The organism is Vibrio sp. 3-2(1), from assembly GCF_963887575.1.
GTDB classification, from domain to species: Bacteria; Pseudomonadota; Gammaproteobacteria; order Enterobacterales; family Vibrionaceae; genus Vibrio; species Vibrio anguillarum.
Window position 1 is genome coordinate 181,586 of the sequence record NZ_CAWPGB010000011.1, and the last position, 26,228, is coordinate 207,813.

21 protein-coding genes are annotated in these 26,228 nt (G+C 44.9%); 6 read left to right on the forward strand and 15 right to left on the reverse strand.

Features of this window, described 5'->3' with window-relative positions:
* Positions 1-14: 14 nt before the first annotated feature.
* The 5 genes from AACQ79_RS03485 to AACQ79_RS03505 are packed head-to-tail and all read right to left on the reverse strand — an operon-like array spanning position 15 to position 5,777.
* Entirely contained in the window at positions 15-1,634 is a 1,620-nt protein-coding gene (locus tag AACQ79_RS03485) for a methyl-accepting chemotaxis protein (protein WP_170898431.1), read from the reverse strand.
* A 35-nt stretch (positions 1,635-1,669) separates the two neighbouring features.
* Entirely contained in the window at positions 1,670-3,865 is a 2,196-nt protein-coding gene (locus tag AACQ79_RS03490; RefSeq protein ID WP_170898433.1) for a chemotaxis protein CheW, read from the reverse strand.
* Between the two features lie 17 nt (positions 3,866-3,882).
* Entirely contained in the window at positions 3,883-4,194 is a 312-nt protein-coding gene (locus AACQ79_RS03495) for an STAS domain-containing protein (RefSeq protein WP_013856760.1), read from the reverse strand.
* Positions 4,195-4,203: 9 nt separating this feature from the next.
* Complete coding sequence (locus AACQ79_RS03500; RefSeq protein WP_013856759.1) at positions 4,204-4,587, reverse strand: response regulator; 384 nt, start codon at positions 4,585-4,587, stop codon at positions 4,204-4,206.
* 17 nt (positions 4,588-4,604) lie between these two features.
* The gene (locus AACQ79_RS03505; RefSeq protein ID WP_013856758.1) at positions 4,605-5,777 is read right to left on the reverse strand and encodes a methyl-accepting chemotaxis protein; all 1,173 of its coding nucleotides are present in this window, start codon (positions 5,775-5,777) and stop codon (positions 4,605-4,607) included.
* Positions 5,778-6,209: 432 nt separating this feature from the next.
* Between AACQ79_RS03505 and AACQ79_RS03510 the strand changes: the two genes are divergently transcribed.
* The 4 genes from AACQ79_RS03510 (at position 6,210) to AACQ79_RS03525 (ending at position 12,030) form a co-directional block, all read left to right on the forward strand.
* Positions 6,210-7,664 carry an HD domain-containing phosphohydrolase gene (locus AACQ79_RS03510; RefSeq protein WP_170898435.1) on the forward strand — a complete coding sequence of 485 codons (1,455 nt, stop codon included), beginning with the start codon at positions 6,210-6,212 and terminating at the stop codon, positions 7,662-7,664.
* Between the two features lie 291 nt (positions 7,665-7,955).
* Complete coding sequence (locus tag AACQ79_RS03515; RefSeq protein ID WP_170898437.1) at positions 7,956-9,146, forward strand: amino acid aminotransferase; 1,191 nt, start codon at positions 7,956-7,958, stop codon at positions 9,144-9,146.
* A gap of 269 nt (positions 9,147-9,415) precedes the next feature.
* On the forward strand, positions 9,416-11,305 hold the full coding sequence (locus AACQ79_RS03520; RefSeq protein ID WP_013856754.1) for a putative nucleotidyltransferase substrate binding domain-containing protein: 1,890 nt from the start codon (positions 9,416-9,418) through the stop codon (positions 11,303-11,305).
* Positions 11,306-11,310: 5 nt separating this feature from the next.
* A complete protein-coding gene (locus AACQ79_RS03525; RefSeq protein ID WP_202599105.1) occupies positions 11,311-12,030 on the forward strand; it encodes a 3'-5' exonuclease in 720 nt (239 codons plus the stop codon).
* Positions 12,031-12,163: 133 nt separating this feature from the next.
* Here AACQ79_RS03525 and AACQ79_RS03530 read toward each other — a convergent pair whose 3' ends face one another.
* Together AACQ79_RS03530 and AACQ79_RS03535 are read right to left on the reverse strand one after the other, a co-directional pair.
* Positions 12,164-14,047, reverse strand: coding sequence for a methyl-accepting chemotaxis protein (locus tag AACQ79_RS03530; RefSeq protein WP_017043629.1), 1,884 nt, complete (start codon positions 14,045-14,047; stop codon positions 12,164-12,166).
* Positions 14,048-14,245: 198 nt separating this feature from the next.
* On the reverse strand, positions 14,246-15,823 hold the full coding sequence (locus tag AACQ79_RS03535) for a BCCT family transporter (protein ID WP_017044778.1): 1,578 nt from the start codon (positions 15,821-15,823) through the stop codon (positions 14,246-14,248).
* 393 nt (positions 15,824-16,216) lie between these two features.
* On the opposite strand from AACQ79_RS03535, the gene AACQ79_RS03540 reads away from it, so the two are divergent.
* The gene (locus tag AACQ79_RS03540) at positions 16,217-16,693 is read left to right on the forward strand and encodes a MarR family winged helix-turn-helix transcriptional regulator (RefSeq protein WP_010320725.1); all 477 of its coding nucleotides are present in this window, start codon (positions 16,217-16,219) and stop codon (positions 16,691-16,693) included.
* Positions 16,694-16,770: 77 nt separating this feature from the next.
* On the opposite strand, the gene AACQ79_RS03545 is transcribed toward AACQ79_RS03540, so the two are convergent.
* Positions 16,771-17,160 carry a hypothetical protein gene (locus AACQ79_RS03545; protein WP_026027541.1) on the reverse strand — a complete coding sequence of 130 codons (390 nt, stop codon included), beginning with the start codon at positions 17,158-17,160 and terminating at the stop codon, positions 16,771-16,773.
* A 199-nt stretch (positions 17,161-17,359) separates the two neighbouring features.
* Between AACQ79_RS03545 and AACQ79_RS03550 the strand changes: the two genes are divergently transcribed.
* Complete coding sequence (locus AACQ79_RS03550) at positions 17,360-18,025, forward strand: DUF2982 domain-containing protein (protein ID WP_017050560.1); 666 nt, start codon at positions 17,360-17,362, stop codon at positions 18,023-18,025.
* A gap of 47 nt (positions 18,026-18,072) precedes the next feature.
* On the opposite strand, the gene AACQ79_RS03555 is transcribed toward AACQ79_RS03550, so the two are convergent.
* The 7 genes from AACQ79_RS03555 to AACQ79_RS03585 all read right to left on the reverse strand — a co-directional run bounded on the left by AACQ79_RS03555 (position 18,073) and on the right by AACQ79_RS03585 (position 26,122).
* Positions 18,073-18,729 (reverse strand): MBL fold metallo-hydrolase, encoded by a 657-nt coding sequence (locus AACQ79_RS03555; protein ID WP_019282382.1) that lies wholly within the window; start codon positions 18,727-18,729, stop codon positions 18,073-18,075.
* Positions 18,730-18,804: 75 nt separating this feature from the next.
* Positions 18,805-19,347: a YcbK family protein gene (locus AACQ79_RS03560; protein ID WP_017044782.1), complete on the reverse strand. Its 543-nt coding sequence runs from the start codon at positions 19,345-19,347 to the stop codon at positions 18,805-18,807.
* A gap of 220 nt (positions 19,348-19,567) precedes the next feature.
* Positions 19,568-21,121: a L,D-transpeptidase family protein gene (locus tag AACQ79_RS03565; protein WP_170898439.1), complete on the reverse strand. Its 1,554-nt coding sequence runs from the start codon at positions 21,119-21,121 to the stop codon at positions 19,568-19,570.
* Between the two features lie 143 nt (positions 21,122-21,264).
* Positions 21,265-22,362, reverse strand: a complete 1,098-nt coding sequence (locus AACQ79_RS03570; RefSeq protein ID WP_170898441.1) for a DUF1513 domain-containing protein — start codon at positions 22,360-22,362, stop codon at positions 21,265-21,267.
* Positions 22,352-23,389: an imelysin family protein gene (locus AACQ79_RS03575; protein ID WP_019280958.1), complete on the reverse strand. Its 1,038-nt coding sequence runs from the start codon at positions 23,387-23,389 to the stop codon at positions 22,352-22,354. Before AACQ79_RS03575 ends, AACQ79_RS03570 begins: the two co-directional genes overlap by 11 nt.
* Before the next feature lie 9 nt (positions 23,390-23,398).
* Positions 23,399-24,781, reverse strand: coding sequence for a di-heme oxidoreductase family protein (locus AACQ79_RS03580; protein WP_170898443.1), 1,383 nt, complete (start codon positions 24,779-24,781; stop codon positions 23,399-23,401).
* Between the two features lie 78 nt (positions 24,782-24,859).
* Complete coding sequence (locus tag AACQ79_RS03585; RefSeq protein ID WP_047691824.1) at positions 24,860-26,122, reverse strand: imelysin family protein; 1,263 nt, start codon at positions 26,120-26,122, stop codon at positions 24,860-24,862.
* Positions 26,123-26,228 lie beyond the last annotated feature (106 nt).

Here is a 26,228-nt window from a genome sequence, read left to right on the forward strand (position 1 = left end):
TTCACCTCCAGCCACTAAAAGCGCACATACTCAGGTTCATCGTCCATAGAGACAAACTCAACATCTTTCTTCTGTTTAGGGCGCTGCTGCTCGTGGTGAGCTGAAGATTTATTTGCTGCTTCACGGCGATTATTTTCTGTTTTGAAGAAGGTCATTAGTTGCTGGAGCTGCTGTGCTTGGCTGCTCATCTCTTCAGAGGTCGACGCAAGCTCTTCTGATGCGGAAGCACTTTGTTGCGTGATACTGTTGAGCTGCTCCATCGCTTGGTTAATCTGTGTTGCTCCGGTTGCCTGTTCCATTGAAGCTGCGTTGATCTCTTGTACTAAATCGGATGTTCTTTGAATAGAAGGCACCATTTCATCCAGCAGTTTTCCGGCTTGTTCCGCTAAACCAACGCTATTTTTAGCGACCTCACCAATTTCTTGAGAAGCAACCTGACTGCGCTCTGCCAATTTTCGAACTTCAGCTGCCACCACTGCAAAACCTTTACCATGCTCGCCAGCTCTAGCAGCTTCTATTGCGGCGTTGAGCGCAAGTAAGTTAGTTTGATAAGCGATATCATCAATAATACCAATTTTCTCAGCTATCGATTTCATCGCTAACACGGTTTTAGCTACCGCTTCTCCACCTTCTTTCGCTTCTTTAGCCGCTTTACCTGCCATGCTATCAGTCACTTTCGCATTTTCAGTGTTTTGCGCGATTGAGGCTGACATCTGCTCTACCGACGAGGTAGTCTGTTCAACACTGGCCGCTTGTTCGCTCGCACCTTGACTTAAGTTCTGAGCGGTAGCTGAAACTTCTTCGGATGCCGAAGCCAATGCATTACTTGAGCTATTCACTTCACCTACGATGTCTGACAACTTGGCCACCATTTTTTGCATGGCTTCAAGCAAGCGACCCAATTCATCGCCTGACGTCGCTTCAATTTTACCTGTTAAATCACCCACAGCGAGTCGGTTAGCCAGCGACACTGCTTGCTCTAAAGGATTACAGATCCCGCGGATCAAGGTAACCGCAAATCCAATACCAAACAGTAGCCCCAATATAATTGATCCAATGGCTATTATTTGTAGGTTGTCATAAAGCTCAACCTCATGGTTATAAACATTCTGCGCTTCATTAGATTGCAGCTGAATTAATGCATTTACTGTTTTTTCAACGGGTGCATAGAGTGGGCGCACTTTATCAACCGCAAGGCGAGTCGCTTCATCAATGTCTAAACGTCGCAAAGCATCAATGGTGGGCTGTAGAGCTTGCTCAACAAAGACTTTATTTTGTTCTTCAAATTGTGTTGCTAATTCAGCCTCCTCCTTGGTTAATTTAGTTAACTTGTATTTGCCCCATTTGTCATCAATCACTTTGAGGTGGTTCTCAACCGTCTCAATCTGAGCACGAATAATATCCGCTTCTGGGTACAGTTGTGAGAAAGCCAGCGCTATACGATTGCTCAGAAGACGAGATTTAATGTCACCGATAGACAGTGCTGGTACGGTTCGGTCATAGTAGACCGTTTCTAGCCCATGCAGTGTTTTTTGCATGCCATAAAGCCCGAGTGATCCGACTACAATGAGTAACAAACTTAAGATGCCAACTAGCATACTTAGTTTGAATTTAACTGAAATATTTTTAAACATAGCCTATTCCTTTCTGACGATGTAATTGAGCCAAGTTAGTGCATTGCCAATAAGCGATGCTTCGACTCTTCCTTCATAATATGTTGCGATAAACTGGCGATATCTAAGATAAGAGCAATATCCCCGCTGCCCAAAATAGTCGAACCGCTGATTCCTTTAACCCGTGAAAAAATCGGCCCAAGTGGCTTAATTACGGTTTGTAATTCCCCCAACAAATTATCCACGATCAAACCAGCACTTTGCCCCGCACTACTGACCACCACCACATTTTGGCGTTTTGAGCGACGCGCAGTGAGGTTAAATTGCACTCTTAAATCAATTAAAGGCAGCACTTGTCCCCTGAGATTAATATAAGGTTTGCCTTGGCCATCTTTGAGCCACTGGTCATCAAGTTCGACGCATTCTTGAACGGCATCCAACGGCACAACGAAGGTTTCGCTACTCACTTCAATTAGGAAACCATCAATGATCGCGAGTGTGAGCGGCAATACAATGCGGATAGTTGTTCCTCGATTAAGTAGGCTGTGAATCTCTACTCGACCTCGCAAATCGGTAATATTTCGCTTCACTACGTCCATACCGACACCGCGACCTGAAATATTGGAAACCTGCTGGGCCGTTGAAAAGCCGGGCTCAAAAATGAGCTGAAAAATCTCGTCATCGCTCACGAGTTGGTTTTCATCAAGTAGCCCTTTTTCAATCGCTTTTGCGCGCAATTTTTCGCTGTTGAGCCCTTTTCCGTCATCGCTCACATCGATCACTATATTGCCTGAGTCATGGTAAGCATTGAGCGTGATGGTGCCGTGAGAAGGTTTACCATTTGCGACACGCTCTTCCTCTGTTTCAATGCCGTGGTCAATCGCATTGCGCACTAAATGCATTAAAGGATCGCCAATTTTTTCAATCACTGATTTATCTAATTCGGTATCCGCACCGGTAATCGTGAGATGAATACTTTTGTTTAGCTCCTTCGCCATATCACGAACAACGCGTTGAAAACGGGCAAATGTCGCACCGATAGCCACCATTCTAAGCTGTAGTGCCGCGTCTCTGACTTCTTCGAGAAGGCCATTAAGCCGTGCAACAGATTCAATCATTACATTTTCGCCAATTAGCTCCGCCTGTAATGCACTGCCGGCACCTGCGGTGACCAATTCCCCGACTAAATTAATTAAGGTATCTAACTTTTCAGCATCCACTCGCAAGCTTTTTTGCTCTTTGGTTAGCGCCTCTCGGGCTTTACTTTGCTTATCGACTGCCGCATTGAGTACGGGTCCTAATTGAGCATCGGCCTGAGTGATAATTTCGCCTATGGGTATCGCGTCCGAACTCGTTTCTCGCCGCTCACTTTGTTGCTGCAATGCACGCTTCAATTCAGTCTCAGTGAGCGCGCCACAACGAACTAATATTTCGCCAATTCTATAATTTTCATCGGGCATTGATTGAATGTGATCAATGAAGTCACCCACTTTGGCACTGGGTGGAAAGATGCGAACGTCACCTTCTTCACGAATAAATTCAAACACGTCTTCGATTTGTTGTTTAGATGCCGGCGAATAGAAGCGCAGTTCAAAACCCAAATAACAACATTCCGGATCAAAGTTGTGCCAATCAGGTAATTTTCGGTCGACAGCCTCGATATAAATAACCTCTCCCAGCGTAGTTAAATAAGAAAGAAAAGAGAGCGGATCCATACCATCTTGGAATGCATGAAGCGGGAAAGTTAAAGAGATATGCCAGCAGAAATTGTCGAGTGCGGTGTGATCAGGTTCAGATTCCGTGGTTGGTGAATGACTTTCTGGTTCAGATTGACCTAAAAACTCAGACAATCGGGCTCCTAAGCGCTGTCCGGTAACGTCATCTTCTGATGACTCTTGCCCCGTTTGAGCATCATCAATCAAGCTCACCATGTGATCGCGGCACTCAAGCAACAAGGAAATATGCTTTTCATGCAACTTAAGTTGTTCTGAGCGCAATAAATCAAGCAAGCTTTCTACTTTATGAGTAAAACGAACGATCTCATTTAAGTTAAATATCCCTGCTGAGCCTTTTACAGTATGCGCTGCTCGGAAAATTGCGTTTAATCGCTCATTTAAGCCATCAAGATTCCCGCTATCCAGTTCAAGAAGGTCAGATTCCATCCCTTCAAGCAACTCCCTACTCTCATTAAAATAAGTTTGGAGCGCCGCAGCCATCATTTCGTCCATAGTATCTCCCTGGGGCTTCGTCATTAGCTTGTCACTTTGTCTTATTGTGAACTCGAAAGAACGATAGGGTCATGAAACCATCCCACTAGCCCCAGTTTACCCAGCACATCCACCACGACTTCACTGTGATGAATCAGTTCACATCCCTGTTCTATTCTTGCTTTTTTAAATGCCATCAATACTTGTACGCAACTGCTGTCCAGAGCAGTGACTTGGGAAAGTTCAATGGCGATCTTCTCGCTATGAGACACAAAAGGGGTCAGCTGCTCAAACAAATTTCGAGCCTCATAAATCGTCAGTTCACCGTCAAGTTTTAACATTAATTGCTCATCGGTTTGGTGTGGAGTCAGCATAATCCCCCCTTAGGCTTGGATCAGTTTTGCTACGGCGGCAAGCATCTGTTCAGGTGCAAAGGGTTTTACAACCCAAGCTTTCGCACCCGCAGCACGACCCTGTTCTTTCTTCGATGCCTCAGATTCAGTTGTGAGCATAATCACCGGCGTAAATTTTGTGTCTGGCCTTTGCTTCAGCTCTTTAAGTAAGGTAATGCCATCCATATTCGGCATATTTACGTCGCTGATGACCAAATGAACACGATTCCCGGCCAATTTGGATAATGCATCTTTACCATCATGAGCTTCGATCGTCTGATAGCCTGCTCCTTTTAAGGTCATACTCACAACCTGCCGAATTGAAGCCGAATCATCTACAACAAGTACCGTTTTGTTCATCACAGAGTTCCTCATTTATTCATTTACGGTTCTCAAAAGAAAGTAATGTCCGTGCTAGTCACCTTGCTTTTCACCTCAGTAACCTTGCCTTTGTGGCTTTCATGTTGTTCTATCATGGTGTAGTTCTTGGTCATTTTTTCCAGCCATTTTTGCGGGGATAATTCGCCTGCGATCGCATGATTGCTGTCTTGTTTGAGCAGCTCTAATGAGTCACTGAGTTCTTTGAGATTGGTGCTGATTTGCTCTAATATTTGGCTTACTCGGTCTTGAAATTGCAATTTCACAATCACACTACTGATTGTTTCCTTCACCGAAAATGCATCTTCTTTTAACCGCTCAGACTGTTGCTGTAAGGTTTGTGCCATATCTTGGAAGTGGTTAATGACATAATCGATACGCTGCTCGGTTTGTTCCATTTGTTCACTCTCAGCCGCAATAGCCATTTCAGCCGTCTTAAATGTAGTATTAATCGCATCACTGACAACGTTCACTTTCTCCGTCATGCTGCTAGCGATCTCCCTTGAACGCTGTGAAAGGTTACGCACTTCATCGGCCACCACTGCAAAACCTCGACCTGCCTCTCCTGCTCTGGCTGACTCAATGGCAGCATTAAGTGCTAATAAGTTGGTTTTTTCAGCAATGCCCACCACATCGGTTGCCATTTTTTTTAAATCGACTGTGTATTGATCAAGGCTGCGCATTTCATCAAGCATATGCTCTCTTGTCTTTTGGCTTTCTCTAAGCTCATCAACCGCTTTAGAAAGCATGGCTCGACAACGCTCAATTTCGCTCATTAAATTACGCTCATCTTTTAAGGTTGAACCTTGCGAGAAGGAGAGTGCTTGTGAAAGCTGCGTGACAAGATCACCAAATTGCTGGCTCAGTTGAGTAACAGAATCGGTAAGTTGCACATTAGCTAAATCAATATGACGAGACCACACTGGCAGAGATTGAGCAAAGAGAGGCTCTAAAGAATGATATCCATCCAGTTGGATCTCTTGTGTTTGAGAAAGGTGTTCAATCGTCTTTTTTTGAGCTTTGACTTGGGAAATGAAGGATTCGTAATTCCAAATGGCATAGCTAACACTAGCAAAAGTAACAAATAATAGAGCCCAAACACCAAAATGTGTTGGCTGTGGCATAAGAGCAACTATCGACAATAGCACTAAGGGCACGTAAACACGTACCAGCCTAATGAGGAGCATGATTTATTATCCTTTAGCCATAAAACACTGACGAAAGCTATGACGTTATGTAAGAAGTTGTTATGCAACGCCTAGAGCTCATAACTAAAGATAGGAAAGCTTGGAGGAATCTGCAATGTAGTCGGCAGATGTAATTTTACTTTTGTTGTTTTAGGTAATTTTAAACAGTCCACTCTTATCAATCAGAGTAACGATTGACTTTCGTTAAGTTCGGCTGAGTAACGTCATTGAGCCCTCTCCTCTGTACTCATAACATGACACACTGATCGGATCACATGGGCTTCATTTAATTTAGCTATCTTTCCTAGAAATACATCACTAGAATCCATCGCTTTTCTGATCCTCCGCACATCGGTTAATCACGAAAACACAACATTGAACGAATTTAATCACCTAAACTTAAGCATCACATACTGTAATGAAATCAAATTCATGAATAATACCAAGCGAAACAACAGCCAACTCACCGCACTGCTCTACCTCTTAGCTGCGCTGCTATTTGCCACCTATGGCGGACGAATATGTCCGATGTTGTCCAGTTTAAGCGCATTAGAAATCACAGCCCATGTGACGATTAGCGTATTTTGTGCATGGGTAATGCGTCTATATGTCTTTATTCACCATGATTGGGCAAAAACAGAGCAGTATGCAAAACTCGATAGTGTTTTGTTTTTTCTTGTCAGTATTCCACTATCCCTTTACTACAACCAGTACTATCAATTTACTCTCGATAGCAACGTAAAAGTCCTGTTTGGTTTAACACTGTTTGGTTTCTTTACCGGAAGCTTATTACAACTCATCGCTAAACGAGCCCAATATCGCCAGCACGCAGTACAATTGAATCGTCAACAACTCCAAGGTGAAAGGCATTCGATTGTTAAGCAGATGATCGGGTTAATGATGCTGATGATCATCACTCTGACAGCCACACTCACGATGGTCGCAGTGAAAGATCTTTTTTGGCTTGAACATAACCCTGCCAGTTTAATCAATGGGCATGGCAAGATAAGTATTATTAAAGAGTTTATTTATGTTTCTTTGGTTTTGGGCGGTTATGTGATCGCTATCCTCTGGCAGTGGGGAAGGCTAATGAAGCAAATATTGCACGCTCAAGAGCATTCGCTATGCCAAGTGACTCAAGGTGATATAGCACAACGCTTACCAATTTTTGAAAATAACGAGTTAGGCTCTGTGGCTTGGTTGACCAATCAAATGTTGGATAGCCTACAAAACTCACAGGATGAAGTAAAAACCACGCGTGATGTCGCCATCGTCAGCCTGGCCGCTTTAGCTGAATCTCGCGATAATGAAACTGGCGCTCATATTTTACGTACTCAAGAATATGTCAAAGTACTCGCGCAATATCTAAGCCAAAAACCGAAATATCAGCCTTTATTAACGCCCACTTATATTGATTTACTCTACAAATCAGCCCCATTACACGACGTTGGCAAAGTCGGTATCCCTGATGCCGTCCTACTGAAACCCGGCAAGCTCACCGATGATGAGTTCATTATTATGAAGGGGCACCCTGAGATCGGCGCACAAGCGCTGTCGATTGCCGAGCAGCACCTTGGCACAAGTTCCTTTTTAGCAATCGCGAAAGAAATCGCCCTCACTCACCATGAAAAATGGGATGGTTCGGGCTATCCAAAACAACTCAAAGGGGAAGAGATTCCACTCTCAGGCCGTTTAATGGCACTGGCTGATGTATATGATGCGCTCATCTCAAAGCGCGTTTACAAACCCGCGTTTTCTCATGATGAAGCAAAAGCCATCATTCTACAGGGCGAAGCGACACATTTTGACCCACAAGTCGTAGAGGCTTTTTTGAGTGTTGAACAACAATTTGTCGCCATTGCCGCTCGCCATCAGGATAAACATTAATCTCTTATTACAGTGACTCCTCCGCTCAACGGCAAAATATCGTATTTGATGATGAATTTTGCCGTTGAGCTGACTACTTCTCAAAGTAAAACCTATTTAATCTCCCCGCCTGAAAACGGTGGATGATAGAGTTTTTTTAAAAAAATCGCCTTTTTGTTCATGATTCTTAGCCAACACAAATTATTTTCAGTTTTTCTGTTTTGTGTGTTGTAACGGATATTTCATAAAGGTATAAATACCTTAATTTTATGTTTCTAAAATCCCTTCTAACACTTTACATGGATGATGATTATGTTTGAAAAAGTTGTCGCAGCTCCGGCTGACCCTATTCTTGGTTTAACCGAAGAGTTTAAAAAAGATCCTCGCACTGAAAAAATTAACCTCGGTGTTGGTATCTACAAAAATGAAGCAGGTGAAACACCTGTTCTTGCGACAGTAAAGAAAGCGGAAGCGGCGTTGCTTGAGTCTGAAAAGACCAAATCTTATCTCACCATTGAAGGTACTGCTGAATATGGGCTCGCGGTACAAAAACTGCTGTTTGGCGATGAATCTGAGATTGTGACGCAAAAGCTCGCAAAAACGGCGCAAGCGCCCGGTGGTACTGGTGCACTGCGTGTAGCAGGTGAATTTATTAAGCGTCAAATCGGCGACGTGAAAGTGTGGATCAGCAACCCAACATGGGCAAACCATCACGGTGTTTTTAATGCGGCTGGTTTAGAAACCACGCAGTATTCGTACTACAATTCCGAAACGAAAGATAAAGATTTCGCAGCGATGCTTGCCGATCTTGAGCAAGCTCAAGCGGGTGATATTGTTCTTCTACACGGGTGCTGCCACAACCCAACTGGCATTGATCCAACCGATAAAGAGTGGGAAACGTTAGCAAAATTGGTCGCTGATAAAGGGCTTCTTCCTCTGTTTGACTTTGCTTATCAAGGTTTTGCGAAAGGGGTTGAAGAAGACGCGCAAGGTCTGCGTACTTTTGCGAAATACAATAAAGAGATCTTAGTGGCGAGCTCATTCTCTAAAAACTTCGGTTTGTACAATGAGCGCGTGGGTGCGTTTACCATCGTTGCTGGCTCAACAGATGTCGCTGAAACAGCTTTCTCACAAATCAAAGCGATCATTCGTTCCATTTATTCAAACCCACCAGCGCACGGTGCTGCGGTCGTTACTTATATCCTCAACAACGCCGAACTGCGCGCAGAATGGGAAAACGAAGTGACAGAAATGCGTGAACGTATTCAAGAGATGCGTGAGCTGTTTGTTACCACCCTAAAAGCCGAAGGTGTGAAGGCTGATTTTAGCTTTATTGAACGTCAAAATGGCATGTTCTCTTTTTCTGGTTTGAACAAGGAACAAGTTGCTCGTCTGAAAGATGAATTGGCAATTTACATCGTCGGTTCCGGCCGTATCAGTGTGGCAGGCATGACGAAATCGAATATGGGCCCACTGTGCAAAGGTATTGCAGCGGTTCTATAATCGATAATGATAAGAAATAGACAACAATAGCCGCCACTTGTCGGCTATTTTTTTATCTTCAATTCACTGAAATAGTACTTGATTCACATCGAAGCGCGTACACTTTCCCCTCTTGCCTGCAAAGCACGTTCTTTTCATGTACTATAACTCTCTGAATCCTATGTCCAATGCCACCGATGTAACCTGATCCCTTTGACAAGTTACATCGTTTAGCTGGCTCACGACGTCAGAATCCCACAATATGAACTCCGAAACACAAGGAAGCCTCCATGGAAGCAGAATTAATTGAAATCAAGAACTTCCTTGCTCAGTATCCACCGTTCAATGAACTACCTGAAGAAACACTGATCGAAGTGACGCAGAGCGTAGAAATCTCCTATTTTCGACAAGGTACACCCATCATTCATTTTGGTGATCATATCCAAGACTTATATTTGATCCGAAGCGGCGTCGTCGAGGTGTACCGTCGCAAAGGCGAATTATACAACCGCCTAACCGAAGGCGGTTTATTTGGTCAAATGGGGCTATTGACCAATAACCGTGTTCGTTTTCCGGTCACAGCGATTGAAGATACGCTGGTTTATTGTATTCCAGAGGCAAGGTTTCAGGATTTATATGACAACTATGATTCCTTTGCTGATTTCGTTGAAGTGCAAGATAACGCACGCCTTCGCCAAGCCGTACTAAGTAAAACAGAGCAGAATGATCTCACCACCTCGAAAGTGCGAACCTTACTCAGCCGAGAAGCCCCTTTCGTTTACAAAACAGAAACCATTCAACATGCGGCGATCAAGATGGCGGAAGAGAGTATCTCTTCACTGCTGGTGATTGACCCTGATATTTTGCAAGAGAGTGACGACGATAACAGCCCAGTAATCGGCATCCTGACTGACCGAGATCTCTGCACGCGTGTATTAGCCGTTGGCATCGATCCTAATCACCTCGTCACGGAAGTGATGACAACGGAGGTTATCTCATTAGATCATAATGCTTATGTCTATGAGGCCATGCTGAAAATGCTTCGATACAATGTTCATCATCTTCCTATACTCAAAGAAAAAAAGCCGATCGGTATCATTGAAGCGACCGACATTGTTCGCTACGAATCACAAAACTCATTGCTGCTCGTCAGTCGCATCTTCCAGCAACAAAGCGTTGAAGAGTTAGCCACACTGTCGCACCAAGTCAAAGACAGTTTTGTTCGTTTAGTCAATGAAGATGCAAACTCACATATGATCGGCACGGCGATGTCAGTGATTGGCCGTAGCTTTAAACAAAGAATCATTGAACTTGCTGAAGAATTACTAGGCTCGCCGCCTATTCCATACTGCTTTTTAGCCTTGGGTTCTATGGGCCGTGACGAACAGTTAATTGTCACGGACCAAGATAACGCTTTAATTTTGGACGATAGCTATGAAGAAACACAGCATGGTGCTTATTTCGAAGCGTTCGCCAAATTTGTCTGCGACAGCTTAGATCAATGCGGTTACAGCTACTGTACGGGGGACATTATGGCCAGCAACCCGATGTGGCGTATGACTCGTAAAGAATGGGAAGCCTGCTTTGCCGATTGGATAGATAACCCTAACCCTAAGGCGCTATTGAATGCATCCATCTTTTTTGACTTATACGGGGTGTGTGGCAGGACCAAATGGGCAGAACAACTGAATGGGTTTATTGTCCGTCGAGCACGCAAAAATAATCGATTTCTTGCATGCCTTGCACGAAATGCGCTGAACCGCACGCCACCATTGGGGTTTTTCAAAGACTTTGTGATGGAAAAAGATGGACGACACAATAACACCATCAATTTAAAACGTCGCGGCACTGCACCGTTAGCGGATTTAATCCGTGTGCATGCATTGGCTGTCGGTTCACGTTCTACCAACTCGTTTGAACGTTTGGATGACATCATTGAAGCCGGAATTCTACCCAAAGGACGGGCGCAAGATCTGCGTGATGCAATGGAGTTTATCGCTATGGTGCGCATTCGCCACCAAGCGGCTGACGTTGAACAAGAAATAGAGCCAGATAACAATATCGAGCCAGAAAACCTATCTGATTTTGAAAGACGTAACTTAAAAGATGCGTTTCAAATCCTAAGCAATGCGCAAAATTTCTTGAAATTCCGTTATCAAGCCAGCAATAACTTTAAGTGAGAGTGATGATTAAACAATGGTTTCAAAAACCGAGCATCGATTGGGTAGCAAAATATGCCAATAAGCAGTCGTTGGTTAACCATCCGTTACTCAAAGATTTTTATTCAAGGCCGATTGCTAAGGGTTGCACGCCAATCGATGAAATAGAGTTTGTCGCTTTAGATTTGGAAACAACCGGGTTAAGTGCGCAGCATGATGACATTATCACCATTGGCTTGGTGCCTTTTACCTTAAACCGTATCTATCTCAACCGCTCTAAACATTGGATAGTTCGGCCACGCCAAGCGTTAAAAGAGGATTCGGTGGTTATCCATGGCATCACACACAACGATATTTTAGATGCGCCAGATTTGGCAGAAGTGCAGGAGTCAATACTGAAGGCCTTATCTGGAAAAATTGTTGTAGTTCATTACCGTCATATTGAACGTAGCTTTCTCAATCAAGCATTAAAAGTGCGATTGGGTGAAGGCATTGAGTTTCCTGTGATCGATACTTTGCAATTGGAAACGGAAATTCAACAACGGTTACATGGAGGTTTATGGAACCAGTTAAAAGGGCAAAAACCACAATCAGTGCGTTTAGGGCAAGCGCGGGCGCGTTATGGGCTACCAGCATACACTCCACACCACGCTTTAGTTGATGCTATTGCCACCGCGGAATTATTCCAAGCACAAATCGCTCATCATTTTGATCGGCAGCAAAGTGTCCGAACGTTGTGGCTATAACTTTTTGATTATCCTTTAAAGGGATTCTTTCAAGGTTTAGTACCGTGATCGACACGAGCAAAAAAAGAGGAACCTAACATGGGTTCCTCTTTTCTAATAACATCTCGCCTTGCTATGCTTTTACGCTTAGAACTTACAGCTTAAAGCGACGAATTTCATTTTCTAACTGATGCGAAAGCTCAGAAAGTTGTGATGCTTGTGCTGCTGCTTCATGCGCTTCTTGTGCAAGATCGTTAGAAACATCGCGGATCCCTTCCGTGTTGCGAGTAATTTCCGACGTCACAGAAGCTTGCTCTTCAGCGGCCGAGGCAATTTGCGTCGCCATGTCACTGATGCGCTCAACTGAATTATGAATTTGCATCAAACTTGCTGCAGCGGCGTTCGCATCATCTACACTGGTTCCAGCAAGCATACGGCTATCACCCATAATGCCAACCGCTTTACCCGTCGTTGATTGCAACGTTTCGATCATCTGCTGAATTTCTTTTGTCGAAGCATGTGTACGTTGACTAAGCACACGAACTTCATCGGCAACCACCGCAAAGCCACGACCTTGCTCACCAGCACGTGCAGCTTCAATCGCCGCATTCAATGCTAGCAGGTTAGTTTGCTCTGCTATGTTTTGAATAGTCGCCAGAATCGTATTGATGTGTTTACCGTGTGCTTCCAGCTCAAGGATAACATCAGTGGCCACTTGAACTTCTTGAGCCAGATTTTGAATCGAACCTTGTGTTTGTGAAACTTGATTCGAGCCATGTACGCAAGCCGTTACTGCTTCGCCAGAGTTCTGAGCGGTATGATCTGCGTTACCGGCAATCTCTTGTGTAGCTGCGGCCATTTCATTGATGGCCGTAGCCACCATATTAATTTCATCTTGTTGTAAACGGATACGCGCACTACGCTCTTTGGCTTGAGCGGCCGTCTGTTTTGACTGTTCAGACAACGCAGCAGAAACAAAGCTGAGTTTAGAAACCATGGTGTGCATATTACCGACAAAGGTATTAAAGTTTTGTGCTAATTGCCCAACTTCATCATCACTTCTTGGTTCAAGACGTTGAGTTAAATCACCGTCTCCGGAAGCAATTTCCTCTAAGGCTTTGGATACTCGGCTAAGATCTCTAAACAAAAAGCTCACTAACCAAGAGACGATCACAATCACAGCGATAGTAATCACAAGTGCAGTCACAATTAGGTCAATGAGCAAGGATGTATGCGCTGCTTCTTCCGTTGCACGATCCATTTGGATAGCAAAGATCCAATCGGTTTGCGGCACTTTGGCGAAGTAAAATAGCTTATCAACACCTTGTAATGACGCGTCTTCAACGGTACCTGAAGCCACTGCTTGCTCTATCATGTTCATCGTCAACGTCTTCGACAATGACGACACTGGTTTTAATAAGAAATTTTTATCTGGATGCGCTAAAAAGGTTCCATCTTGCGCATCAATCAACATCGCGTAGGCATTTTTGCCCGCATCTAAACTGATGACATCTTGGATCAACTGATCGATTAACACATCGGCACCAACGACGCCGACAAATTGCCCATTGCGACGCACAGGATCTGCAATTGTCACCAACAGTGCATTGGTGATCGCGTCTTTATAAGCGGTGGTGATAATTTGTTTATTCGCTGAAACGGCATCTTTATACCAAGGACGTTGGCGAGGATCATAGTCAGCACGGTTACGCTCAGGGTGTGAACGATACATCTCACCTTGCGGTGTACCAAAGAAAATATCATCAAAGCCACCCGCTTTGCGAGCTTGCTGTAAGAAAGGAACGACATCATCTTGAGCGGTGTAGTCATTAAAAGCGGTTGAGATCTCTTTACGGACCACAATCCAGTCCGAAATGCCTTTCGCAGCGGCAGCTGACAAGCTTTCTGCCCGCGAATATACGCCATTTCGAGTTTGTTCAAAGAGTTGATCAGCGGCTAGCCAAGTCAACGCGCTCGCCATAACGACGACGGCAGAAAGACTGGCACCGATTAGCTTTTGCTTTAAGGTTAATTTCATTGGTTTGCAGAATGTTTGATACAGGAACGGAGGCGAATATTAACCAGATTTAACACAAGATGCACGAAATATATGTCGAATTCTGACACAAGATAACCATTTGCTTTTCTTAGTATTTTAGCAAAACACTCTAATGACGATCGTCAAAAAAACATCAAAAAAGGCGACTTTCGTCGCCTTTTCAAATCAATGTCGAAATTAACGTTTCAAGAGCTCGGTTCGCATTCCCAACAGTAGGCTGACACACATCAGCAGCAGCACGATAGTAAATGGCAGCGCCGTTGATATGGCGGCGGCTTGCAACGCTTCAATAGCATTGGTGCCACCAATCCATAACAAGGCTACGGCGATAGCGCCTTCCATCAACGCCCAGAAAATACGCTGTAGGACAGGGGCATCCACTTTGCCTCCAGCAGTAATACTATCAATAACCAGTGACCCTGAATCTGATGAGGTGATAAAAAATACCAACACTAACACAACCGCAATCACTGAAAGTAAGGTGCCATAAGGCAGCGCATCAAACATTTGGAACATCGCCAGTGGCACTTCGGTCAAACCATTCGCGCCTAATTGGCCAACATTGTTGATGACTTGATCAATCGCCAAACCACCAAATACAGACATCCAAATCAAGGTAACAGCAGTAGGTACTAATAATACGGCGGTGAGGAACTCGCGGATAGTACGGCCTTTTGATACTCGCGCAATGAACATTCCAACAAATGGTGACCATGAAATCCACCAAGCCCAATAGAACACTGTCCAACCTTGGAACCAAGCCTCATCAGTTCGACCGTGCGGGTTACTGAGTGGGATGATATTTTCAATATACGCCATTAATGTGGTTGGAATGGATGAAAAGGTTACGGTATAGCCAATCAGTGCAACCAAAATCAGCAGCAAGAACGCAACGATCATATTGATGTTACTGATGACTTTGACACCACCATCAATACCACGCACCACGGAGACCACCGCTAATAAAGTAACGACGGTAATCACGACAATTTGTAAGCCCATTCCGGCATCAATGCCAAACACATGATGGATACCACTAGCCGCTTGTTGCGCACCCAGCCCTAATGACGTTGCTAAGCCAAATAATGTTGCTAATACAGCCAGAATATCAATGATATGCCCTGCCCAGCCCCAAGCACGATCGCCAAGCAACGGGTAAAAAATAGAGCGAATAGAAAGCGGAAGCCCTTTGTTGTAAGTAAAGAACGCAAGGGAAAGTGCTACCACACCGTAAATGGCCCAAGGGTGTAGACCCCAATGGTACATGGTTGCACCTAATGCTAGTTTAGCCGCTTCGGGTGTGTTGGCTGCAACACCTAAGGGCGTCTCATACCAACCGGTAAAATACGCCACAGGTTCAGCGACACTCCAGAACATGAGACCAATACCCATCCCTGCGGCAAACAGCATAGAGAGCCAAGAAATAAAAGAGTAGTCTGCTGTCGCCTCTTGGCCACCTAAACGTATTTTACCAAAGGGAGAAACTATCAAGCCTAAGCAAAACAGCACAAAAAGATTACCCGACCAAATAAACAGCCAGTCAAAAGTGCCAATAATTTTCCATTTAACGCCATCAAGCACGCTCTTCGCAACCTCAGGATCAACGACTAAAGCGGCGACTAAAAATAGCGCAATAAATCCGGCGCTAAAGCCAAACACTGGGTTATGAACATCAAACCCCCACTTTTGCACGTTATCTTGCCCGACGGTGTAGTCAGTACTGTCGATACTGTACTTATCAATACCTTTTGTCATTTTACCTCTCTAGAAATCTAGACATGATTTTTCAGTTGAGATTAATAACCATGAGAACGAAACAATTTTAAGACAAAAACCAAAAATAACTTCGTACTCATAGCAATTTATTTTTTCAATATGCTGAATACCCTACCAAAATCACAGAAAAAATCCACTAAAAAGCAACACAAAATGCCATGAAAGGCAAGAAACAAGCTTTAATGGTTAAACTTCAACCAATTTAGGGTGAAAATCGAAAACAAAAACATTCGAGCACTAATCATTTTACATCTCAACTTATACACTCATCATCTTAGACCAAAACAAAAGAGGTCGAATGCTACTTTTCAAGTGAAAAGAACTGCGCTATGGTCCCCGCTTATTAATAACTTTCTTTTTGGGACAATGAGTTTGGAAAAACATGAAGAAGTTTTGATCTCAATTCGACAAATTATTCGCGCAATTGATCTGCACTCTAAAAAACTGAATAGAGACGCTGGGCTTACTGGTCCCCAGCTTATTTTAATGCGCTCAATTCAAACCCTTGGTGAGGTGACTATCCGCACATTGTCGGATCATACGAACATGAGCCAGGCCACTGCCACCACCATTTTGGATAGATTAGAGCGCAACGGATACGTACAGCGAATTCGCAGCAATACCGATAAACGAAAAGTGCACGCCCATTTAACGGACGAAGGTAAGAAGCTGCTAGAAAAGGCACCGCAACCATTGCAAGAAAGCTTTGTCGAACAATTTAGGCAGCTTCAAGAGTGGGAGCAAAGCTTGTTGCTCTCATCAGTACAACGTTTATCTTCTATGATGAATGCCGAAAACATCGATGTCGCACCGATGCTCGAAATTGGCTCAATTACCAAAGAAGAGTAGCTTTGATTGCATTTAAAATTTGATCGTAAAAAAGCCTCGGGGCTACCGAGGCTAATTCATTCACAACGAACAGCAGATTAAATGGCTTTATAGATAACTTTGTTGCCTGCTAACTGCTCTTTCACTACCAGATTTTCTTCTACTAGTTTCTTGAGTGCGCCAGTGGCCCAAGCGGCAGCTTTCGCATCTTCTTGACCAGCACTTAAGCCGATCGATTTAGGATTCATACCTTCTGCGTGGTTAGCGACGATATCTAAAACCTGTTGCTGTTTTGGCGTTAACGCAACATCCACTTTTTTAGAGTTCGCCGCAGCTTTCTCCACAACTACTTTTGTTGCAGCGGTTTTTGCTACGGTCGATTGCGCTGTTACAGGCTTTGCTGATTGAGAGGCGATCAAGTTTGCAACAGTCGCTTTAATACGCTTTTGCAATTTTGCCTGCACCTTACGCTTATGAGCAAGTCTCATCGAATATTTCTCCATTTCACTGCGTTTCAAGCAGTGGTGAAAATTTGAAGCGCGTTTTATATCAAAAATCGTCCTCGATTTGTAGGGCATAGCACAGATTGAGGGGCAAAAACGCATTTTGATGCGGTAACTGACTACAATTTATACAGGTCGCAACAGCCAACAACGATGCTGTAGCTCGAAGGAGTTTCACTGGTTTATGCACACCCAACATTTGTCTAATACGCGCTTTTCTCTGCAATCACCTTTAGTGAAATGGATAAATACGACTTGTATCATCGCTTCAATTTGCATTGTCATGTTCTCATCCAACATTATTCATGCGCTGCTGTTAGTAAGTGCACTGGCAGTGACTCTAATCACCTTCTATCTTTTGATTTTGAAAGGAAAAGTTAGCTACACTCTAACCGCTACCCATTTTCAGCAGCATCTCTTTAAAGGAGGTTGGGTCGTAAAATGGAACAATATCAGCCGCATTGGGGTATGCAGTTATGAATATCATGGTTGGCACCAACCTTTGCCTTGGATTGGGATCAAACTGAAGGATTATTCACCTTACCTTGAGAGTGTATGTCCCAGAATCGCTAGTGAGATCTTGCTCAGCCAGCGCGCGCTGCTCTACTTAGGAGCAAAACAACAGCGCAAAGAGACTCAATTTGAAGACTTGGTACTCGACAACGCACCTTACACTGCGCCAAACGGTAATTACTATCATGGTCTTATGGCAATGTTAGCCAATCGGATGCGCTATCAACGGCAATTTTTTGATTATGATATTTTTATCTCAGCGCACGATCTGGATCGTGACGCCGAGGCGTTTGTGGGGCTGATTCGGCGCTACCTCGCGGCGGCCGAACCAGACTAAGACATGGTTTAATGGGCGCAGAAGGAACACTCTGAGCCTAATCAAGATCAATACAGAGGCATTTCATCTGCGACATAAGGGTTATTGGCACGTTCACGGCCAAAAGTCGATTGCGGACCATGGCCGGGCACAAACGTCACATCGTTGCCAAGTGGCCATAGCTTAGTTTTGATCGAGTGAATAAGGGTATTGAAATCACCTTGCGGGAAATCCGTACGGCCGATACTACCGTTAAACAATACATCACCAACAAACGCCAATTTCGCTTGCTGGCTAAACAGCACCACGTGACCGGGCGTGTGGCCGGGCGTGTGCAATACTTGCAGAGTTTGAAGGCCAAACTTCACTTCATCACCCTCATTAAGCCATTGGGTAGGTTCAAAGGCTTCCGTCAGTGGAAAACCAAACATTTTGCTTTGACCTTCGAGGCCTTGTAGCCAGAAGTTGTCCGCTTTATGTGGTCCAATAATATCGACGCCGCCCAACTGCTGCGCCAGCGGTTCGGTTCCACCGACATGATCTAAATGACCATGAGTAAGAACCAAACTGACCACTTTTACCCCGAGTTCATTGATCAACATCACGAGCTGTTTCACATCACCGCCGGGGTCAACCACGATCCCTTCCATGGTGTCATCACACCAAACGATAGAGCAGTTTTGAGAGAAGGAAGTGACGGGCACCACTTGATACTTTAACGACATACTAAAACCTTGTTCGAATTCGCAGTTGGCCGAACTATGACATTGACACTTTCATTTGACAAGTCACGAACAGCCTTATGACCAATGACGTACAGGCCCAGTATCAATGTGCACAAAATCACTGCTAGGATAATAACCAACACCGCCAGCGCCCAATTCGATCGCCGCTTCGCGTACTTGACTCAACTGAACACCATCTAACCGAAAATCAATTGCTTGGCCTAGCATATGGAAACTTTTCTTAGCAACCCCAGAGGAGTGAGTGCGCAACATTTCATTGGTGGCAGGAGATCGATAACCAGAGATGATTTGTACTTCCGCTTGCGTACCAAGTAGAGATTGAATTTTCGATATTTGGTCAAATAGATTTTTGTCCATTGGATGGACTTCGTTGCGGCGGAAATCACGGCAAATATGGTTGAGCCGATCAAGCTCAGATCGAACATAGCGAACACCGTTGAAATAACAGGTTTCAAGTGTTTCACCGGTATGTAAATTATTCATCGCGAGTATGCGAGAGGTTTCAGGGTACGATGCCAATACTATTTGGGGGGCACACGCCGCTACAACTACACCACTACCAGCCAATTTTATAAAATGACGACGAGAAACTAACAAGGTTGGATACCTTCACAACTGAATTTATTTTCAACAAGCCCGGACACTACCGGACTCCATTGTGAAGATCAAATGCATAAATTGTGCTCGAAATGCTCAAGAGAGAGCTACAGCATCGTTACTCTTTGAACATAAAAGAGATCTTTATTAAGTCATTTTTTGGTAAATTGAGAGACGCATCCCTGCTTACTTAGGTGACCACTGTTTTAGCAGTATCCATTCACCCATTACTGGTACTGAATGCATCATAACGATAGATATCATCTCGGTAGTGCAGTTCCCCACCTTCATACCAAACGGTTTGATAGATGATGTGTACGGGGATGCGCTGCTTTAAGGGGATCGTGCCATTCGCAGGCCCTTCTTTACCCGTTAATTTATCACCATTAATACCTTGGGTTTCTAATATCATCGAAGCAAACTTATCGGCATTTTGTACTCGAATGCAACCCGAACTAAAGGCTCGCGACGTATTATTGAATAGGTATTTACTCGGCGTATCATGTAGGTAAATCGCTCTGCGATTGGGCGTATTAAATTTATACAGACCTAATGCATTATCTTGCCCGGCTTGCTGACGCATTCGGTAGGGAAAAGAGGCCGGATTCACCGCAGACCAGTTGATGTTGCTTGGGTCAATTTGATCGTTCGAACGCCAGCTCGAAACAATATCAATATTGTGTTGACGCAAATAGTTTTGATCTTTTTTTACCATCGGCAGAATATCTTCAACCATGATTTTGTGTGGCACATTCCACGTCGGGTTTAGGATCAAAGAATCTAATTTGGTGCTCATGAGTGGCGTTTTGCGTGAAACTCGGCCCACCACCACTTTAGACTGAAAGACTTCTTTACCTAAATACCAGTAGCGCATATCAAAACTGGGAACGTTGACTACGATCTGTGTCTCTTTTGATTCTGGCCACAAACGAGTTCGCTCTGCATTTAATGCCAACATAGACAGGCGTGCCTGCAAAGACAAATTTAACCACTTTAAGGTCTCGGGGCCAATCATGCCATCAGCTTTTAAACCGTGCATCGCTTGAAACTCTTTCACAGGTTTGACCAAGCTGTTGTCATACCAAGTTACGTCGTCACGCACTGTGCTAACATCGATATTAACTAATGATAAGCGGGCAATAAGCACACTACGTTGTGAGAGCTTATCGCCAGGTTTTTTTAACCCTTTTTGGCTGTACAACGAGAGCGCTGCATTTTCAGTACTGAGCAGAAAATCATAGGCATGTAGCAGTTGATCATAAGCCGCGTTGTTGGGCGCATAACCATTGAGCAGATCGCCGATACTGTTAACTTCCACCGCAACATGAAGAGCGAACAAGGCTTCTTGGCTTGGTGGAGCAATCGCAGAGTTGAGCTTACGTTCAAAGAACCAAGCCATACCGACTTTGGGAGCTTGCTCGGCATAACTCAAATACAAAAGTAAAGTATCGGTCGCCAGCAGATCGTATTCGTTGAACGCTTGCTGATTCCGGTACGCTTTCATTTGCGCTAACTGGCGTGAAAATAAAGGGCTAAACCCCGCTCGGCGAATCACTTCCAATTGATGTTCAAATTGACGAACAATCTGCTCATCTTGCCAAATGCGTCGATTCTCATTCTCTTGGTAAATTCGTTCGACTAAATGCGGATATTGGATAAAAGATTGCAACGAGGCATTCTCTTGCGAGGCAGCAAAAGGCTGTACCTTCTCGGCAGAGTAAAGAGAAAAGCTACTAAAAATCAATAATAAAGCAAATAGGATGCTTTTACTCATTCCGATCTATCCAACAACGCTGATTCACGTTTCAGTATGGCAAAAGAAACGGCTATCTGCTAAACGTTGTTGTCGATATCAACAATATATTCATAAACTCTCATGCAATGAGAATCATCATTAAACAAATTTAGTTCGCTTACTCAGCTTTTTTGGCGAGAGTAATCAATGGCAGACCAGTGATTGTCCCATTGGACATTACTACGCATGCGCATTTCAGGTTGAGGATAGGGTGAATTAACGACCAAGCCAGCTCCTGAACTGACTTGGAACTGCTGATCTTGTACTACCACGCCAGAAGCATCCGGCAAAGAGGCCAACTCAACCAGTTGCAGTGTCTCTTTTGACCAAATACCGTAACAGTTACCTCGTGGAGAAGTCGCTAAAATCCATTGGTCGGTCGCCGCAATACTGGCAATGTAATGGTTGAATCTTGCCCATTGTTCAGGCTCTGCCAAGAGCGGAATGAGTTCGCCACCTTGGTGATGTAGCGCTACCAAAGGTGGATACTCTTCCGGCTGACCTCGGTATTGTTGGCCACACAGCACAGTATCTGCACCATCATGAGCAAGATGGCGGATGCTCAAGTGGTGGTCGTTCAATATCCGTTGCTCAAGCACTTCTCCTTGATGAGAAAGGTAGGTCAAGCTTGGCATCATGCTCTCTACGTTGAGTGGCTCGCGGCCGAAGGTATGCACCCCACCCACCCCAATCGCGAGCCTGCCATCTGGCATCACAATGACTTCGTGAGGGCCAATACCAAAACCACTGAACTCAGCCACTTTTTGGTAACTGTGCTGCACATCATACACACCAATAATGCCGCGACTTGTCGCTTTCTCGCCTTCGGTTGCATAAAGCCACGCACCATCATTTGAGTAAACGCCGTGCCCATAAAAATGTCGCGTGGGTTGCGCCAGTTGCAATTTGATGAGTTCTCCATTTTGATAGTTAAACACCATCAAAAACTCGCCGGGACGACGGGCAAAAGCGACCGCATGCGTCAAGGTAGGATGGATAGCAACACCATGTCCCCTTGCAGGCAAAGGTAATTGGTGAATCGCTTGGCCTTGAGCGTCGGCTACAACGGCGCGAAACTGCGAGCCTTTATGAATAGCGCAACCAATCAAAGCGGGTTGTGGGCCACGGCGCGTAGTAGCGCACCCCAGCGGCAGCAGGGGCGCTGATGCGCTCAATAACGCCGCTTTCAGTAGCGTACGCCTTGTTAGATCAGTCACCATCGGTTGCATTAAATCCTATCACTACACCTAGCTCTACCGCGACTTCATCATGCAGTAAATAATTGAGTTGTTCGAACTTGTTATAGAGCGCAAGCACCTCGCGGTAGCCTGTTTTCGTTTGCAATAAATCAAATAAGCTGGCCGTTTGTGGCCACGTTTCCAACATCAAGGATAAATGTGCTTTTACGCGTTCGGCCATGGCGACTTGATCTCTTTCCCGCAACATCTGATCTAAACCGTCTTTTGCTAAATAGAGTGCTTGCATCGCTTGCACATTCTTTTGCAGGTTATTCAAAGAGACTTTGGCGCGCCACGATTCTGAAAAATAAGGGCGTGGCTGGCCGATATTGGCTAAGGGGCGGCTCAGTTTTTTCATGCTGTAATCAAGCTGATTGGAGAGCAGCGCAATGTATTCGGCTTGCCAAGCGCTCAGATCCAGCATCAACCATGGATTCTGTTGCCATTGCTCAGCAATCAAATGAGATTTCGTCGCCAAATTCGCGCTGATCGCTTGTCCAATCATACAACCAGTTTCTACTTGCTGGTTTTTCAGAAGCGGCGATTGAGCATCGTAGAGTAACCATTCCAATGCGCCAATCCCCTGCACTGTGACACTCTGGTTTGCAATCTGCTCCTCACTCCAGTGCTTGCCACTGCTCGCTAACAGGCTCATTTTTCGCCCGGTAGTGTCTTTTTTATCTGGCCAAAATTGTACGTTCCAACTTTGCTCGAGTGCTTTAGCTGGCCCTCTCTCTTGCCCTTGTAAAAACATCCACGCCCCAATAGTTTGCTGCCACTGTTCTTTCAGCAAGGGCAATGCGATATCGCCCAGCTGACATTGCTGATCAAATAATTGAGCAAGCTGGTGCGATTGTTGAGCAAAACGCTGCGCCGCAGCAAATTCAACCTCATAAACACCTTGGCTAACATGATTGTTTTTTTGCGGCTCAAGCGCTGATTTCGGCGTGGGTTGACAAGCCGAAAGTACGCTAGTAACCGCTATCGAAAATAACAGAGGAAATTTCATGCTCGCACCCTATAAAGAATTAAGAAAAGCGATCAACGCGTTGCGTTCGCTGGCATTGAATTGACGTACTTTCTCTTTGGCGCCTTGCGCCTCACCACCATGCCAAAGTACCGCTTCCATGAGATTACGTGCTCGGCCATCATGTAAAAAATAAGTATGCCCGCTCACCTCTTGCGTATAGCTGATCCCCCACAAAGGCGGGGTACGCCACTCTTGCCCATTGGCTAAGGCTTCTGGACGATTATCGGCTAACCCTTCGCCCATATCGTGCAGTAGTAAATCACTGTAAGGATGGATTTCTTGCTCTGACAAGGCTGGGCGATCCGTTCTTTTTACCGTTTTGAGGTTAGTACGGTGGCAACTCTCACAGCCAACTTGTTTGAACAATGATTGACCCAGCTTCACTTGTGGATCGTCGACATTGCGACGCACTGGAACGGCTAAATGCTGAGAATAGAATTCGACAAAATCAAGAATGTTGTCACTAACCTCAGGATCGCCGCCGTTAGGTAAGGTTTGACAGAGTATTTGCTTCTCGGTGCAGTTTTCTTTTGGGAATAAACGGCTGGTCAATCCTAAATCGCCGTTAAACGCCGCGGCATTCTGTTGCATTAAACTAGGCTGCCCGGCTTTCCAACCAAAACGCCCGATGGCAAAATCTTTTTTTTCTACATCCCAAACACGGTTCACTTTGCCAGAGATACCATCGCCATCACTATCTTCAGGGTCTGCCATTGCTAATAAGCTGGCATCAGCAATGCTTTCAAGTAGGCCAAGGCCAATCATTGGCGGGGCGACACGCGCCGAAAACTGGGTATCAGGATGCATATCACCATAACCAAGTTCAGTAATTTTTAAATTAGGTTTGCGTAACATCACTTGGTGGCCATCCATAAAAGCAACCGCAACCTCTTGATAAGCGATTTGGATCTGTCCTTCTGCTTTTTGATCGGGCAAAGCGAAATCTTGTAACTGTCCACCATAGACGGGCTCTGGGATCCCCCCTTCTTTAGCGTAGATCGCTTTTTGTTCATCCGTCACCGCTGGAATACTCAGGCGAACCAACATCGAAACGGCATGTGTGTCATTTTTTTCTGGCGGATGGCCGCGACCATCTTTGATGTGACAATTTTGGCAACCATTGGTGTTAAAAAGCGGCCCTAAACCATCTCTTGCATCAGTGGATGATGGCGCTGGCACCCAAGGGTTACGAAAGAAACTGTTTCCCACGCTAAAATCGAGCCGTTTACTCATGGGCAAATTGGCCGCAGGAAGCGAGTAAGCATTCGGCCCTGCTTTGGTTGTACTGGTTTTGCCACCCGATTTCACCTCATCGGCATAAACGGGGTTGGCAAGCAAGGTTAGGAGCGCGACGGTAAAAAACGATCTCATTGGGCTTTTCTCAACATCTTTATTCAGTGTAAACGTGGAAAAGGGCTCATCTGAGCCCTTGGATCTTTCATCTTATTATTAGAATTCGTGGTCTGCAGTATCTGGATTAAGGTTATCAATCCCAATCACTGAAGCGGTACGTTCTATCGAAGCGGTTTGAGCCACTAAAGCCATAATGGCTCCATTGACTATCGCGTTGCCTTGAGGATTGTTAGCCGCGATCAATTGATCGAAATGCTGATTATCTTTTTCAGCCGACGTGACTAATTTACCGACTTCAGCGCGCGCACTGTCAAACTGCTTTTGAATCTCTTTGGCTGCTTGTGCATCCTTTTGTGCCACTAAATCATTCAGGCTTGGGCCTGTTAGTACCTTTCCGTCTTGACGCTGGTAAGAACCCGTATAAAGGTTGTAAATACCTTGTTCATTATAGTAATGAGAGTTATGAGTATTATCCGAGAAACAATCGTGCTCATCTTCAGTCGAGTTTGCTTCTAGCGCCACTTTCATACGCTCGCCCGCTAATTCGCCCAGTGATAAAGACCCCATACCAAATAACATCTTACGCAAACCATTGTCTGCTGATTCCGCAAGCAATTCATGACGGTAATTGGCTTTTTCATCCGCAGACCACTGCTTTTCCATCCATGCCAAATCTTGCACGAGCAGTTGAGCAGCCGCTTTTAAGTATTGAGCACGGCGATCACAATGGTTATTGGTGCATTCGCTACCCACGACAAAATCCGTGTAAGCACGAGCACCGGCTCCCGCATTGGTGCCATTTAAATCTTGGCCCCACAGTAGGAACTCAATGGCATGATAACCTGAAGCGACGTTAGCTTCAGAGCCACCGATTTCGTTTAAGCTGGCAATCAGCTCTGGTGTGATAGTGGAGACATCAATCGTTGTCGCACCAATTTTCAACGTTTGGTTGGCAATGATGTTAGCGCTGGCGCCTTCATTGCCCAGTTCATATTGGTAATCAGTAGCGACGTAGTCAATCAGCCCTTCATCAAGAGGCCAAGCATTGAGTTGCCCTTCCCAATCGTCAACAACGGCATTGCCAAAACGGAAGACTTCGGACTGCTGGTAAGGCACTCGCGATGCTAACCACGCTTGTTTCACCTCTTCCAATTTAGCCGCCGAGGGAGTCATCAAGAACTGATCGATTGATTTTTCTAATGATTGAGCGGTCGTCAGCGAATCAGCAAACACGGCATGGGCAATATTGGCATAATGTTCGACCACCTGCTCCTTAGTGACGGTAGCCGCAAATGACGCACTACTTGCGATGGCAAGTGAGGCCGCAATTGACTGAATAAGAAGCGTGTTAACTTTCATGGGAGCATCCTTGTTGAGGCGATTTGAGCGTTATCTTATGGTAGTGCTAATTATTATCATTTGCACTTTTAGTCGCCGATAATACAAATTATCCATTTTTTTGCAA

Bases quoted from the DNA above. Each gene is read 5' to 3' on its own strand.
- AACQ79_RS03500 (WP_013856759.1), bottom strand. From the start codon at position 4,587: ATGAGGAACTCTGTGATGAACAAAACGGTACTTGTTGTAGATGATTCG.
- AACQ79_RS03545 (WP_026027541.1), bottom strand. From the start codon at position 17,160: ATGAGACTTGCTCATAAGCGTAAGGTGCAGGCAAAATTGCAAAAGCGT.
- AACQ79_RS03495 (WP_013856760.1), bottom strand. From the start codon at position 4,194: ATGCTGACTCCACACCAAACCGATGAGCAATTAATGTTAAAACTTGAC.
- AACQ79_RS03535 (WP_017044778.1), bottom strand. From the start codon at position 15,823: ATGACAAAAGGTATTGATAAGTACAGTATCGACAGTACTGACTACACC.
- AACQ79_RS03585 (WP_047691824.1), bottom strand. From the start codon at position 26,122: ATGAAAGTTAACACGCTTCTTATTCAGTCAATTGCGGCCTCACTTGCC.
- AACQ79_RS03570 (WP_170898441.1), bottom strand. From the start codon at position 22,362: ATGGTGACTGATCTAACAAGGCGTACGCTACTGAAAGCGGCGTTATTG.
- AACQ79_RS03490 (WP_170898433.1), bottom strand. From the start codon at position 3,865: ATGACGAAGCCCCAGGGAGATACTATGGACGAAATGATGGCTGCGGCG.
- AACQ79_RS03505 (WP_013856758.1), bottom strand. From the start codon at position 5,777: ATGCTCCTCATTAGGCTGGTACGTGTTTACGTGCCCTTAGTGCTATTG.
- AACQ79_RS03555 (WP_019282382.1), bottom strand. From the start codon at position 18,729: ATGTCGTTAAAGTATCAAGTGGTGCCCGTCACTTCCTTCTCTCAAAAC.
- AACQ79_RS03525 (WP_202599105.1), top strand. From the start codon at position 11,311: ATGATTAAACAATGGTTTCAAAAACCGAGCATCGATTGGGTAGCAAAA.
- AACQ79_RS03510 (WP_170898435.1), top strand. From the start codon at position 6,210: ATGAATAATACCAAGCGAAACAACAGCCAACTCACCGCACTGCTCTAC.
- AACQ79_RS03530 (WP_017043629.1), bottom strand. From the start codon at position 14,047: ATGAAATTAACCTTAAAGCAAAAGCTAATCGGTGCCAGTCTTTCTGCC.
- AACQ79_RS03520 (WP_013856754.1), top strand. From the start codon at position 9,416: ATGGAAGCAGAATTAATTGAAATCAAGAACTTCCTTGCTCAGTATCCA.
- AACQ79_RS03550 (WP_017050560.1), top strand. From the start codon at position 17,360: ATGCACACCCAACATTTGTCTAATACGCGCTTTTCTCTGCAATCACCT.
- AACQ79_RS03565 (WP_170898439.1), bottom strand. From the start codon at position 21,121: ATGAGTAAAAGCATCCTATTTGCTTTATTATTGATTTTTAGTAGCTTT.
- AACQ79_RS03485 (WP_170898431.1), bottom strand. From the start codon at position 1,634: ATGTTTAAAAATATTTCAGTTAAATTCAAACTAAGTATGCTAGTTGGC.
- AACQ79_RS03515 (WP_170898437.1), top strand. From the start codon at position 7,956: ATGTTTGAAAAAGTTGTCGCAGCTCCGGCTGACCCTATTCTTGGTTTA.
- AACQ79_RS03575 (WP_019280958.1), bottom strand. From the start codon at position 23,389: ATGAAATTTCCTCTGTTATTTTCGATAGCGGTTACTAGCGTACTTTCG.
- AACQ79_RS03580 (WP_170898443.1), bottom strand. From the start codon at position 24,781: ATGAGATCGTTTTTTACCGTCGCGCTCCTAACCTTGCTTGCCAACCCC.